The following is a 13,337-nucleotide window of genomic DNA, read 5'->3' on the forward strand; positions in this document are numbered from 1 at the left end:
ACCCCGGGTTCGGGCGGAATGGGGTAGGAAAGTCTCCCTGGGCCCCCGTCCGGGTGGCGGGTGCACCGGTTTGGCCGATGACGAGCGACTAAGAGGTATCCGTTCGGTGAGCACGCTTCAGTTCAAGCGTTCGCCGCGGCTCAGCCCGCCGCGACCCCCCGGCGGCGAGGTTCACCTGGAGCCGCCGCCCGAGGTGCCCAGGGTCATCCCCGGCAACATCTTCATGAAGGTGCTGCCGTTCGTGATGATCGTCGCCTCGGTCGGCATGATGATCTTCATGTTCCAGACCGGGGGCAAGAACCCCCAGTCGCTGCTCTTCGGCGGCATGTTCCTGATCTCGACCATCGGCATGATGGCCGGTGGCGGGATGGGCGGGGGCGGCAAGGGCCAGAAGAAGGCCGAGATGAACGAGGACCGCAAGGACTACCTGCGTTACCTCGGTCAGATGCGGCAGCGGGCCAGGGAGGCCATCGCCGAACAGCGCGCCGAGCGCGAGTGGGTGCACCCGGACCCGAAGATGCTGTGGTCGCTCACGGCCAAGAAGAGCCGCCGGATGTGGGAGCGCCGGGCCAACGACCCGGACTTCGTGCACGTGCGCATCTGCGTCGGCACTCAGCGGCTGGCCACCCGCCTGGTCCCGCCGCAGACCGGCCCGGTCGACGAGCTGGAGCCGATCTCCACGCTGGCCCTGCGCCGCTTCGTGCGCGCGCACTCGCTGGTGCCTGACCTGCCGATCTCGATCACCATGCGCGGGTTCGCCGCGATCAGCCTGCACGGGGAGCGGGAGCTGACCCGGCCGCTGGCCAGGGCCATGCTGGCCCAGCTGGCCACCTTCCACACCCCGGAGGACCTGCTCATCGCGGTGGTCACCGCCGGCAAGACCAAGGCCGAGTGGGAATGGGCGAAGTGGCTGCCGCACGCCCAGCACCCCAAGCTGGTCGACGGCATCGGCCAGCTGCGCATGATGGCGGGCTCGCTGGCCCAGATCGAGGAGTGGCTGGACCAGCTCGAGCAGCCGCTGCGGGACCGCCAGCGGTTCACCCGCAACGCGCCGCCGAGCACCGACGAGCCGCACATTGTGATCGTCATCGACGACGGCGACGTCACCAGGGAAGAGAACATCCTGATGACGGAGGGGTTCACCGGCGTCACGCTGCTCGACCTCTCCGACAGCCTCGGCTCGCTGGCCTCCCGGCGCGGCCTGCGCCTGGTCGTCGAGCCCACCCGGCTCGGCGCGCGCAGTGCCAGCGGGGTGGAGTGGTTCGGCGCGCCGGACGCGCTGAGCGTGGCCGAGGCCGAGGCGCTGGCCAGGCGGTTGTCCCCGTACCGCACCGCAACCGGCGGTGGCGAGGCCAACGAGGACGAGCCGTTGCTCAGCTCCAACGTGGGCCTGTTCGAGCTGCTCGGCCTGCGTGACCCGATGACCTTCGACATCGCCCAGGCCTGGCGGCCCAAGCCGATCAGCGACCGGTTCAAGGTGCCCTTCGGCGTCGGCGAGTTCGGTCAGCCGGTCGAGCTGGACATCAAGGAGGCCGCGGTCGGCGGCATGGGCCCGCACGGCCTGTGCATCGGCGCGACCGGTTCGGGTAAGTCGGAGTTCCTGCGCACGCTGGTACTGGGCCTGATGGCCACGCACTCCTCGGCGCAGCTCAACCTGATCCTGATCGACTTCAAGGGTGGCGCGACCTTCGCCGGGCTGGACGGCGCGGCGCACGTCGCGGCGGTCATCACCAACCTGGCGGACGACCTCACCATGGTCGACCGGATGCGCGATGCCATCGCCGGTGAGATGAACCGGCGGCAGGAGTCGCTGAAGAACGGCGGCAACTTCAAGAACGTCTGGGACTACGAGGCCGCGCGCGAGAAGGGCGCCGACCTCGACCCGCTGCCCGCGCTGTTCATCGTCATCGACGAGTTCTCCGAGCTGCTCTCGGCCAAGCCGGACTTCATCGACCTGTTCGTCGCGATCGGCAGGCTGGGCCGCTCGCTGCAGATCCACCTGCTGCTCGCCTCGCAGCGGCTGGAGGAGGGCAAGCTGCGCGGTCTGGACACCCACCTGTCCTACCGGGTCGGCCTCAAGACCTTCTCCGCCTCCGAATCCCGCGCGGTGCTCGGCGTCCCGGACGCCTACGAGCTGCCGTCCATCCCGGGCTCGGGCTACCTCAAGTACGGCGCGACCGAACCGATGATCCGGTTCAAGGCCTGTTACGTCTCCGGCCCGTACCGCCCGCCGGGCATGCAGGCCGTGCAGACCTCCGCGCCGGTCGGCGGCGACCGCAGGCCGAAGCTGTTCGTGCCGGACTTCGTGGAGATCCCGAAGGAGCCGGTGCGGCCGGTCACGATGGACAAGCCCAAGGAGGAGAAGAAGCCGGACGCCCCGGTGGAGCCCTCCGAGCTGGACATCGTGGTGCAGCGCACCAAGAACCAGGGCCCCAAACCGCACCAGGTGTGGCTGCCGCCGTTGGTGGAACCGCCCACCCTGGACCAGTTGCTGCCGATGCTGGCCCCGACCGAGGACCGAGGGCTCACCTCGCCCGGCTTCTTCGGCAACGGGCGGCTGACGGTGCCGATCGGCGTGGTGGACAAGCCGTACGAGCAGCGCCGGGACCTGCTGTGGGCCGACCTGTCCGGCGGTGCGGGGCACATGGCGGTGGCCGGTGGCCCGCAGTCGGGCAAGTCGATGGTGCTGCGCACCCTGGTGATGTCCATGGCGCTCACGCACACCCCGCAGGAGGTGCAGTTCTACTGCCTCGACTTCGGTGGCGGCACCATGGGTTCGCTGCAGGGCTTGCCGCACGTCGGTGGGGTGGCCGGGCGACTGGACCCGGACAAGGTGCGCCGGACCATCGCCGAGGTCACCTCGCTGATGAACGAGCGCGAGCAGCGCTTCCGCGACCTCGGCATCGACTCGATGGTGGAGTTCCGCAACCGCAAGCGGCGCGGGGAGATCCCCGGCGACCTCTACGGTGACGTCTTCCTGGTCATCGACGGCTGGCTGAACTTCAAGCAGGAGTTCGAGAACCTGGAGATGCAGGTCGTCAGCATCGCCTCCCAGGGTCTGTCCTTCGGCGTGCACGTGGTGATCGGCGCGACCCGCTGGGCGGAGATCCGGCCCGCGCTCAAGGACCTGCTCGGCACCCGGTTCGAGCTGCGCCTGGGTGACCCGAGTGAGTCCGAGGTGGACCGCCGGGTCGCGGTGAACATCCCGCAGAACCGGCCCGGCCGCGGTCTGTCCGTGGAGAAGCTGCACTTCCTGGTGGCGCTGCCGCGGATCGACGCGATGCCCTCCACCGAGGATGTCGGCGCGGGCATCGCGGACGCGGCGCAGAAGGTCACCGCCGCCTGGCGGGGTCCGGTCGCACCGCGGGTGCGCATGCTGCCCGACGTGCTCCACTACGAGGAACTCCAGGTCAACCCGGAGCTGCCGCGGCACATGGTGCCGATCGGCATCAACGAGGACGAGCTGGCCACGATGTACCTGGACTTCGACGCGGAGCCGCACTTCCTGGCCTTCGCCGAGCGGGAGACCGGCAAGACCGCGCTGCTGCGCGCGATCACCAAGGGCATCTGCGACCGGTATACGCCCAAGCAGGCCCGGATCATCATGGTCGACTACCGGCGCACCATGCTCGGGTTCGTCCCCGACGAGCTGCTGCTGGCCTACGCGGCCTCGTCCAACCAGCTCGGCGGCATGGTCAACGACATCAAGGCGTCGATGACCAAGCGACTGCCCGGACCGGATGTCACCCAGGAGCAGCTGAAGAACCGGTCCTGGTGGACCGGCCCTGAGCTGTTCCTGATCGTCGACGACTACGACCTGGTCGCCCCGCAGGGCAACAACCCGCTGGCCCCGCTCTCGGAGTTCCTGCCGCAGGCCAAGGACGTCGGCCTGCACGTGATCCTGGCGCGCAACTCCGGCGGCGCCAGCCGGGCGATGTTCGACCCGATCATCGGCAAGATGCGCGAGCAGGCCAGTCCGGGCATCGTGATGAGCGGCAACCGGGACGAGGGCGCGCTGCTGGGCAACGTGAAACCGTCCCAGATGCCGCCGGGACGCGGCACCCTGGTCAGCCGCAAGGCCGGTCAGGCGCTCGTTCAGGTCGCCTACCTGCCAGGAGACTGAGAGTGAGGGCTCGTTGAGCCTGCGCGTCGCGATCGACTTCGGGACGTCCAGCACCTGTGTCGCGGTGTCCGTCGACGGACGGGAACCGCAGCTCGTGGTGGTGGACGGCGCCGACTCGGTGATGCCGTCCGCGGTGTACGCCGCCGCGGACGGCACCCTGTTCGTCGGTCACGAGGCCGAACGGCAGGCCGCGGTCGACCCTTCGCGCTACGAGCCGAACCCGAAGCGCCGGATCGACGAGGGCGAGCTGCTGCTGGGCAGCGCGGTGCTGCCGGTGCTGGACGTGGTGCGCGCGGTGCTGGCCAGGGCGGTCACCGAGGCCAGGCGGCTGGCCGGCGGGGCCCCGGTGGACCTGCTGGTGCTCACCCATCCCGCGGACTGGGGCGCCATCCGCACCAGGGTGCTGCGCCAGGCGGGCAACCGGCTGGCCAACGAGCTGGTGCTGGTGCCGGAACCGGTGGCCGCGGCGGTGTTCCACTCGGCGGGCCACGTGCTCTCCGACGGGGCGGCGCTGGCCGTGCTCGACCTGGGCGGCGGCACGGTGGACGCCAGCGTGGTGCGCAGGCAGGGCGAGTCCTTCCAGGTGCTGGCCACCAGGGGCGATCCCGGTTTTGGCGGCGCGGACATCGACCAGTTGCTGCTCGAACACGTCGGCGTGCTGGTCAGCGCGGTCGACCCGGACGGCTGGCGCTCGCTGGTCGAGGGCAGGGAGCTGGCCGACCGGCGGCGCAGGCGGGTGCTGCGCCAGGACGTCCGCGGCGCCAAGGAAACCCTCTCCCGGCACGCCTACACCGACGTGCCGCTGCCGCCCCCGTTCCCGGACGCGCACGTCACCAGGGCGGATCTGGAACGCCTGATCCACACCCCGCTGGCCAGGGCCGCCGAACTGGTCCAGGCCACAGTGCACACCGCCGGCCTGACCGCGGCCCAGCTCAGCGCGGTCTTCCTGGTCGGCGGCTCCAGCCGGATCCCACTGGTGGCCCGCCTGGTGCACGAAGCCACCGGAATAGTCCCCACGACCCTGGACCAGCCGGAAACCGTGGTCGCCCGCGGCGCCCTGCGTGCCGTGGCCGCCGACCCCCACCGCACCGCCAACCTCCCACCCCAGCCACCCCCACCCCCACGCCTGCCCCCACAACCGCACTACACCCCACCCCCACCGCCGCCCCCCGCCCCGGCCAAGACCTCCAAGACCCCCTGGCTGATCGGCGGCGCGGTGGTCGCGGCGGTCGCCGCGGTGGCCATCACCGTCGCCCTGACGACCACCGGCAACCCCCAGGCGAGCACCAGCGGCACCCCCACCCCGACCAGCCAGACCCCGTCCGGCCAGCAGATCGCCCAGTACAGCTACCGGTTCAGCCTGCCCGAGGGCTGGTACCAGGCAGGTGGCGACGGCCCGACCCGCAAGGTCCAGCTCCGCCCGGACGGCGAGACCACCGGCCCGGACGTGGTGGCGGTGGAGGAACGCGCGCTGACCTACGACAGCACCACGGACCGTAACCGCGCCCTGAGCGAACTCCGGTCGGAGTACCAGAAGGTCGAGGCCGACGGTTACTCCGGGTTCAACCAGAGTCACCGCTTCGCGGGAAAGGACGTCGTTTACTACCGGCGCACCGCCGGTGATGCGACAGTGGACTTCTACGTGGTCTTCCAGGGCAGGGCCCAGGTCACGGTCGGTTGCCAGTCCTCGGCCGGAGGACGGGAACGGGTGCGCGCGAGCTGCGAACAGGTGGTCGCCACCCTGTCGGTCACAGGTTGAGAGCGGTGCGGAAGGGCAACAGCGTCATGGGGGATCAGGTACCGGTGCACGAGGTCATCGCCCGTTTCCGGGCCGAGGTGAACGCCGCCGTCGACCGGGGCGGCCGCGCCGCGACCGAGGCCAGGGAACACAGCGACACCTTCCGCGGCCAGACCCGCGACCTGACCGAGCAGATCCGCAAGGGTCAGCTCACCCCGGCCCGCGAGGATCTCACCAAGCCGGGAGCCCGCACCCAGGCCACCGACTTCCGCACCGCCCAGCGCCTCCCGGTCGAAGACCTTCCCGATGGCGAACAATTACTGGCCCCACCCCCAGAACCATCCCCCGAACGGGGAACGCAAAAGCAAACAAAGGGTGCCAACGCCTGGCCATCCCGAATGCAAAATCCCCGCCGCACCGGCGATGACGAGGACTTTTCCCAGGAGCAAATCCTCTACTGACCCCCGGTCCGCCCCGCGACGTTTACTGTCGCAACGGCTTCCGGAAACCTGACAACGCGATGGAACCGACCATGGCAGTGTCAGCGTCACAACGATGTCCGACAAGAACGACCCAACCCAGGGGGTTCCCCAATGGCTAGCAAGTACGGTCTTGATGCCGAAGCGATGGGCAAGGCAGCCGTCGACGTCGAGAAGATCCAGGCGGAGGTCGTGGGCGAGCTGCGCACGCTGCGCTCCGGCCTCGAGCCGCTGCAGAGCGCGTGGAAGGGCGGCGCGGCGGTTGCCTTCAACAAGCTGCTGACCGACTGGGGCACTGAGACGGAGAAGCTGAACGCGGCCCTCCAGGCGATCGGCGAGCAGCTCAAGAAGTCCGCCGGTGACTACGTCGCGCAGGAAGAAGAGCACGCCCAGTCCATGTCGGGTATCTCGGCCGGGCTCGACTTCTGATTTTCCGTCGCTGAACTCTTCGCATTTAGCACGCCAGCCAGACTTGTCATAAGGGGATTACAGTGGAAATTGCCGTCGATTTCGCGCAGATTGGCGAGGGTCAGACCGGCTGCCAGCGGGCCGCCACCAACATGCAGAGCAAGCTCGACGACCTGAAGGCCAACCTGGCCCCGCTGGTCGCCACCTGGGAAGGCGCCGCGGCCGAGGCGTACCAGGCCCGCCAGAAGGAATGGGACCAGTCGGCTGAGAAGCTGCAGGCCATCCTGAACCGCATGGGCATCGCGCTGGGCACCGCCCGCGACTCCTACCAGCAGAACGAGCAGTCGGCCGCCGGCTCCTGGTGACCCTGGTTCTGATCTGACTTCTGGCCCCGAGGGAATCTCGCCTCGGGGCCAAGTCATGTCCGCCGAAGATCGCGCTCGGCGAGCAGTTCACGGACCTCGGCTGCCGCAGGTGTGCCCATCTCCTCGAACAGAGTCAGCGCGTCCCGATAGAGCGGCTCCGCGGTTGCCCACCCTGCACTGGTTTCCGCATTCCGGGCCAACAGCAGCACAGTCTGTGCCTCGCCGGGCCGATGCCCGGTTCGCTGATGGCTTTCCCGCGCCTCAGTGGCGAGTGCCCGAGAGCGTTCCAGGTCTCCCCGGGCCAGCTCGATCGAAGCGGTGATCGTCTGGAACTGGCTGAGCAGTAGGTCGAATCCGCACTCCGCCGCCTGTTGTCTGCCGCGGTCGGCGTGGGCGAGCGCCACGGCCTCCTGCTTCTGGGTGTGTGCGACCAGGGCCAGGTTCAGCTCGGTCAGCAAGGTGCCTTCGCGATAGTGATGTGACCGGGCGATCCGGGCTGCTTCGTGGCAGGCTATCGATGCCTCCGAGAAGTTGTTCCGGGCGAGCAGGGTGGCGGCGATGGCGAGTTGACTGCGGCACTCCAGCCAAGGGATGTTGTGTTCTCTGGCCAGGGCTGCTGCGTCTGTTGCGTGTGCGCTTGCGGATTTCAGCTCGCCCAGGGCAAGTTCAACCTGAGCCAGTCTTTCCAGGATGAGAATGTTCGATTCTGGAAATTGCCGGTCCTCGCTCGAATTTCTGAGTGATTCTAGCAGCTCTCTTGCTGTAGCGAAGGAGCCGAGTTCAATTAAGTAGGTGGCCGCGTTGATCTGGCATAGGATTCGTTGGTTGTCCAGCCCGAGTTCCTCGCAGAGCTTTTTTCCGGCGCGGGCCAGCTCCAGTGCCTCCGCGAGTCGTCCGCTTTTGTGACAGGCGACCGCGAGGTTGGCGGTGGTGAATGCTTGACCGACTTTGTGGCCAATTTCGATGCAGATTCCCAATGCCTCGCGGAAACATTCTTCTACTTTTCGGATACTTCCGTGGTGAAGGTGGTAGGTGGCCAGACTGTTGGTTGCCGAAGCTTGGCCTTCTAGATTTCCGGTCGCGCGGTAGATCTCGCGGGCCTGTTCCAGGTAGGTGCTGTCAGGGGTGTAGTTTCCGCTGTTCAGCGCCTCCTCGCCGATTCCGTAGAGCATGGCGGCCTCAGCCTCGATCTCCGCTCGTCGGCGCGCCTCGCTCAGGCCGATCTGGAAGCAGGCGGCGTGGTCGAGGCTGTGTCGGTAGGAATCCAGGTAGACGTGCAGCGCGTCCGCGAGGAGCCAGGTGTAGTGCGCGCGCGGAGACTCTGCCACGGTTCGCACGGCGTCGACCAGGTTGACCCGTTCATTCGACATCCAGTCGTGGGCCGATTCCTTGGTGGTGATGGGCGGCAGCTTTGATTCGAATCGCGCTGGAGGTACCGGTAGTCGTACGGTGCCAGGAAACAGGATTTCCGCGGCCGAGCTGGTGGTGTGCAGGAAGAACTCGTAAAGGCGGTCCAGGGCGGAATTCGCGTCCGCTGACTGGAGCTTGGTGTTCGCGTACAGACGGATCAGGTCGTGGAACTGGTAGCGGTCGCGGTGCTGCTGGATGAGGTTCGCGGTGGTGAGTTCGGTGAGAAGTTCCCCCGCCTCCGGTTCGGTGGAGCCGATCAGCGCGGCGGCGGTGTGCACGGTGAAATCGGGACCGGGCACCACGCTCAGCACCTGGAACAACCGCTGAACGGCCGGGCCCAGGGCCTGGTGGGAAAGGTCGAAGGTCGCTCCCACCGCGGCCAGCTCATCGCCGGTCACCGACAGCGCGCCGACGCGGTTCTCTGCGCGCAGCACGTCGACGTACTGGGCGATTCCGGTGTTGTGATCAGCGATGTTGGCCGCGGCGATGCGCATCGCCAGTGGCAGGTGCCCGCAGAGTTCGGCGAGTTCCGCCGCGGCGTTCGCGGCGCTGTCGAACGCGGGACGGCCGAGCAAACGCACCAGCAGTTCGCGGGCTGCCGCGCCGGTGAGCACGTCGAGGGTGAAGTGCTGGGCGGCGGGCACCTCCGGCAGCTCGTTGCGGCTGGTGATGAGGGTCGCCGCGGTGTCACCGCCCGGCAACAGCGGACTGACCTGGGCGGCGGTGGCCGCGTTGTCCAGGACCAGCAGCATCCGGCGGCCGGCCAGTGTTTCCCGGTACAGCGCGGCGAGCGCGGACGGCTCGGCCGGGATGCCGTCCTGGGGCACGCCGAGGCCGCGCAGGAACTGGGACATCACCTGGTCCGCGGTGGCCGGTGGGCCGGCCGCGAAGCCGCGCAGGTTGGCGTAGAGCTGCCCGTCCGGGAAGTCCACGCGCAAGGTGTGGCCGAGCCGGATCGCCAGGGCAGTCTTGCCAACGCCGGGCGGGCCGGAGATGACCACCGGGGCCGGGGCCGCCAGCAGACCGGTGATCTCGTTGATCACCTCGGTGCGGCCGACGAAGTCGGGGACGTCCAGGGGTAGCTGGGATGGCACCACGACGGAGCGGGATCGTGCGGGTGGTGCGAGTGCGCCGTCCCCGGTCAGGATCCGCTGGTGCAATTCCCGCAGCCGGGAACCTGGTGTGGCGCCGAGTTCGGCGGCCAGGACCCGGCCTGCCTCAGCGAAGACATCCAGGGCCTCGGCCTGGCGGCCGGCGCGGTAGAGGGCCAGCATCAGCTGGGCCCAGAACTCCTCGTGCAGGGGGTGCTCCGCAGTGCTGGCGCGCAGCGCGGCGACCAGATCCCCGTCCCTGCCCAGTTCCAGGCCCGTGGTGAACTGGGATTCCAGCGCGTGCAGGCGCTCCTGGGCGAGTTGGACGCCGTAGGCCTCCCGCAGGGCGGGCGACGGCGCGTCCGCGAACGCCTGACCGCGCCACAACCCGAGCGCCTCCTCGAGCAGCCGCGCCCGCCGCGCCACCCCGGCGCCGTCGGCGGCCCGCACCAACTCCCGGAACCGGAACACGTCCACCGACTCAGGTGACACATCCGCCAGATACCCTCGCCCCGAGGTCCGGATCGTCGGCGCGCCGAGTGCCTGCCGCAGCCGTTTCACATATGTCTGGATCGCCGCCTTCGGCCGGTCCGGCGGGTTGAACTCCCAGAGATGACCGGTCAGTTCCTCGACCGACACGACCTCGCCGGTGCGGACCAGCAGGCTGGCCAGCAGGATCCGGTGCTTGGTCGCGCTGATCGTGCCGGCCGGTGTCAGCAGTGGGCCGAGCACGCCGAATACAGGTCTCATCAACAGCCCCCCTGTCGAGATGCTGTGATGCTAACCAGAGTTGGTGCCGGGTGACCTGGGTCAGTCGCCGGCCAGCGCGATCTGGTCGCGGCCGCTGCGTTTGGCCTGTAGGACCGCGGCGTCGGCGCGGCGGACCAGGGACATCAGGTCGTGGCCTGCGTCGGGGGTGTGTACCGCGACGCCTATTGAGGCGGCCATCCCAGTGATCACTACCGGCCTCCCGTCGGTAGAGATCACCGGGACGGCCATTTCCCTGATCTTGGCCCGGATCCGGCGCGCTGCCCTTATCGCCCGTTGCCGGTCGCTCGCCGGGAACAAGACCAGGAACTCATCGCCGCCGTGACCGCCGTATCGCGCCGCGATACCGCTGTCGTGGGCGACAGACCGTAAGACCTGCCCAACCGCCTGGAGCACCGAGTCCCCGGCCAGGTGCCCGTGTTCGTCGTTGACCAGTTTGAACCGGTCCAGGTCGACCACCAGCAGGACGCTTTCCCGTTGTCCCGCGTGGTGCAGCGCGGCGGGCGCCTGCTCGGCCCAGCCCCTGCGGTCGAGCAATCCGGTGAGCGGATCCGTCGCCCAGTAACCGTACGGCTGGCCGCAGGCGTGACAGCTGAGGCCGTGGGCTGTGTCAGCAGTGGTTCCTGAGTACATCGCCGGATCGACCCCCACCGAGTTCATCTCGCATGCCGGGCACCTGTTGCGGTCGTCAACCTGCTGGATGACGGTTGAGCTTGGTCACTTCCGAAGTCTATGGTTGGTGTACCAGGGTTTCAACTGAGGAAAAAGCCGTCACCCGTATGGCCCTTTCTATCAGTAAAATATTCGAAGTGGTCCAGGGGAGGCCCCATGGCTGAGCGGGCAGGTCAGAGCCTGGCCGGCAAGCTGAACCACCTCTTCGCCGTGTCGGCGCCGAGGGCGGGGCAGGAGTACAGCAACGAGCATGTAGCTGCTGCCATCACGGCCAGTGGTGTGACGATCTCGCAGAGTTACATCTGGCAGCTACGCAAGGGAAACAAGGACAATCCGACCTTCAAGCATCTGCAAGCGCTGGCAGGTTTCTTCGGAGTTCCTGTCAGCTACTTCTTTGATGACGAGGTTACGGATAGGGTCGATCGCCAGTTGGCCGATCTGAAGGAAGAGCGGACCAGGCTTCGCCAGCTCGCGGGCAGCAGTGAGGCGCAGCTCATGGCCATGCGCGCTGGAGAACTTTCTCCACAGGGACGCCGACAGGTCATGGACCTGCTCGACGTCGTCTACCGGCTCGAACAGGCCGAGCGGGGCGAGAACGCGGGCGGGTGAAAGGGGCGGTCCCGTGCGGGAACGCGATCTACGACGTCGGTGCCGGCGGTTGCTCAACGAACTGGACATCCGCCCACCGCTGGACGTCACCGAACTGTGCCGTCGTGTGGGTGAGCGGCGCGGCAAACCGATCCGGCTGGTGGCGCACCCGATCCCGGTGCCGGGGCCCTTCGGGGTGTGGATCGCCACCGAGACGGCCGACTACATCCTGTACCAGGAACGCACCACCAAATCGCACCAGAACCACATCATCCTGCACGAACTCGGCCATCTCCTGGCCGGCCACCGCAGCGGTGAGGGGCATGACGACCCGATGCTGACCGCGCTCTACCCGGACATCGAGCCGGACGCGGTGCGCAGGGCGCTGCGCCGCACCAGCTATGACGACTCGCAGGAACTCGAGGCGGAAACCGTCGCGACGATCATCCTGGAATGGGCCTCGGTGCTGGACCGGGTCGCGCCCGGCGACTCCGCCGATGTGCCCACCAAGCGGATCGAGAACGCGCTCGGCGACCGGCTGGGCTGGTTGTGAACCCAACCACCATCGTCATGACCGTGCTCCAGGGCGTGCTGCTCTACGGCGCCCTGTTCTGGAAGCTCTACCAGTTCAGCCGGGCCCCGCACGACCGCTCGCTGCGGATCGTGACGGTCTGCCTGATCGCCGCCGGGTTCGCCTACCCACTGGGCCTGCTGGCCGGCAGCACCGCGGAACCGACCATCGCGGTCATCTTCTACAGCTGGGCGCAGTACAGCCTGCTGATGACGGTGATCTACACCCTGGTGCTGTTCTTCATGTTCACCGCGCTGGATCCGGCGCGGGCCAGGGTGCGGGCCTGGTGGCAGGCGTTGCCGCTGCTGGTCTGCCTGGCCGGGCTGGCCGCGGTCACCTTCTCCGCGCCGGCCGATCCGGGGCCTGGCGGCTACTCGATCGCCACCGTGGCCGGGTTCTACCTCTTCGCCGACGCCTACCTGGCCTACGGCGTGGCCGTGGCGCTGCGCTGGACCCGCCGCTACGCCCGCGGCGCCACCGGCAGGCTGCGCACCGGGTTGCTGATCACCTCGATCGGCGAGGTGCTGCTGATCGCCGCGGCGGGCGGCACCTGCCTGACCGTCGCGCTGATGTGGGCGGGCGTGCCGATGCCGGACTGGACCCGCACGCTGTCCACCTTCATCCTCTTCCCCGGCATCCTGATGTTCATCATCGGCGTGAGCTACCCGGGTGTGCTGATGCGGCTGGCCGCGCTCCGGGTGTGGTGGCAGCATCTGCGCGTCTACCACCAGCTCCGGCCGCTGTGGACCACCCTGCACCGGGCCTTCCCGCAGGACTCGCTGACCCGCGGCCCGGTGCGGCCGGTGTGGGACGCGCTGAGCCTGCGCGGGGTGCACCGCCGCTACTACCGGCGGGTCATCGAATGCCGGGACGGGCTGGTGCGGATCAGCCCCTACCTCGCGCACGTGCGCGCCGAGTCCGAGGCGCTCTCGCTGGCCGAGGCGCTGCGGGCCGGGCTGCGCGCGCACGCCGAGGGCACCGAGGTGGCCACGCAGGCGATGTCGCTGGCGTTGCCCGCCGGGGACGGGCTGGACGACGACGTGCGCGAGCTGCTCGCGCTCGCCACCGAGCTGCGCCGGGCCCCCGCCACCGTCTGAACCAGCGGTGAACGGCCGGTGACGCTG

10 protein-coding genes are annotated in these 13,337 nt (G+C 68.6%); 8 read left to right on the forward strand and 2 right to left on the reverse strand.

Going from position 1 to position 13,337, the window contains the following annotated elements:
• The first annotated feature begins 106 nt into the window (after nucleotides 1-106).
• From eccCa to ACTOWY_RS27390, 5 genes are all read left to right on the forward strand, one after another.
• Nucleotides 107-4,123, forward strand: coding sequence for a type VII secretion protein EccCa (eccCa, locus tag ACTOWY_RS27370; protein ID WP_441312492.1), 4,017 nt, complete (start codon nucleotides 107-109; stop codon nucleotides 4,121-4,123).
• A 13-nt stretch (nucleotides 4,124-4,136) separates the two neighbouring features.
• Nucleotides 4,137-5,882 carry a type VII secretion-associated protein gene (locus ACTOWY_RS27375; RefSeq protein WP_441312493.1) on the forward strand — a complete coding sequence of 582 codons (1,746 nt, stop codon included), beginning with the start codon at nucleotides 4,137-4,139 and terminating at the stop codon, nucleotides 5,880-5,882.
• A gap of 5 nt (nucleotides 5,883-5,887) precedes the next feature.
• A complete protein-coding gene (locus ACTOWY_RS27380; RefSeq protein ID WP_441312494.1) occupies nucleotides 5,888-6,322 on the forward strand; it encodes a hypothetical protein in 435 nt (144 codons plus the stop codon).
• Nucleotides 6,323-6,454: 132 nt separating this feature from the next.
• On the forward strand, nucleotides 6,455-6,769 hold the full coding sequence (locus ACTOWY_RS27385; RefSeq protein WP_441312495.1) for a WXG100 family type VII secretion target: 315 nt from the start codon (nucleotides 6,455-6,457) through the stop codon (nucleotides 6,767-6,769).
• 62 nt (nucleotides 6,770-6,831) lie between these two features.
• Entirely contained in the window at nucleotides 6,832-7,113 is a 282-nt protein-coding gene (locus tag ACTOWY_RS27390; protein ID WP_441312496.1) for a WXG100 family type VII secretion target, read from the forward strand.
• A gap of 53 nt (nucleotides 7,114-7,166) precedes the next feature.
• On the opposite strand, the gene ACTOWY_RS27395 is transcribed toward ACTOWY_RS27390, so the two are convergent.
• Nucleotides 7,167-10,364 (reverse strand): BTAD domain-containing putative transcriptional regulator, encoded by a 3,198-nt coding sequence (locus tag ACTOWY_RS27395; RefSeq protein WP_441312497.1) that lies wholly within the window; start codon nucleotides 10,362-10,364, stop codon nucleotides 7,167-7,169.
• Nucleotides 10,365-10,424: 60 nt separating this feature from the next.
• The gene (locus tag ACTOWY_RS27400) at nucleotides 10,425-11,042 is read right to left on the reverse strand and encodes a GGDEF domain-containing protein (protein ID WP_441312498.1); all 618 of its coding nucleotides are present in this window, start codon (nucleotides 11,040-11,042) and stop codon (nucleotides 10,425-10,427) included.
• 168 nt (nucleotides 11,043-11,210) lie between these two features.
• Between ACTOWY_RS27400 and ACTOWY_RS27405 the strand changes: the two genes are divergently transcribed.
• From ACTOWY_RS27405 to ACTOWY_RS27415, 3 genes are read left to right on the forward strand one after another with little or no spacing between them, the layout of a single operon-like run.
• A complete protein-coding gene (locus tag ACTOWY_RS27405) occupies nucleotides 11,211-11,663 on the forward strand; it encodes a helix-turn-helix domain-containing protein (protein WP_247755584.1) in 453 nt (150 codons plus the stop codon).
• Between the two features lie 13 nt (nucleotides 11,664-11,676).
• Entirely contained in the window at nucleotides 11,677-12,195 is a 519-nt protein-coding gene (locus tag ACTOWY_RS27410; protein ID WP_185000362.1) for a hypothetical protein, read from the forward strand.
• A gap of 17 nt (nucleotides 12,196-12,212) precedes the next feature.
• Complete coding sequence (locus ACTOWY_RS27415; RefSeq protein WP_441312499.1) at nucleotides 12,213-13,310, forward strand: MAB_1171c family putative transporter; 1,098 nt, start codon at nucleotides 12,213-12,215, stop codon at nucleotides 13,308-13,310.
• Nucleotides 13,311-13,337 lie beyond the last annotated feature (27 nt).

The sequence above is a fragment of the Crossiella sp. CA198 genome, assembly GCF_052078295.1.
GTDB lineage: Bacteria > Actinomycetota > Actinomycetes > Mycobacteriales > Pseudonocardiaceae > Crossiella.

What these genes read in the sequence shown, in the direction of transcription:
- ACTOWY_RS27405 (WP_247755584.1), top strand. Translation starts at nt 11,211, where the DNA reads ATGGCTGAGCGGGCAGGTCAGAGCCTGGCCGGCAAGCTGAACCACCTC.
- ACTOWY_RS27395 (WP_441312497.1), bottom strand. Translation starts at nt 10,364, where the DNA reads ATGAGACCTGTATTCGGCGTGCTCGGCCCACTGCTGACACCGGCCGGC.
- ACTOWY_RS27415 (WP_441312499.1), top strand. Translation starts at nt 12,213, where the DNA reads ATGACCGTGCTCCAGGGCGTGCTGCTCTACGGCGCCCTGTTCTGGAAG.
- ACTOWY_RS27400 (WP_441312498.1), bottom strand. Translation starts at nt 11,042, where the DNA reads ATGAACTCGGTGGGGGTCGATCCGGCGATGTACTCAGGAACCACTGCT.
- ACTOWY_RS27385 (WP_441312495.1), top strand. Translation starts at nt 6,455, where the DNA reads ATGGCTAGCAAGTACGGTCTTGATGCCGAAGCGATGGGCAAGGCAGCC.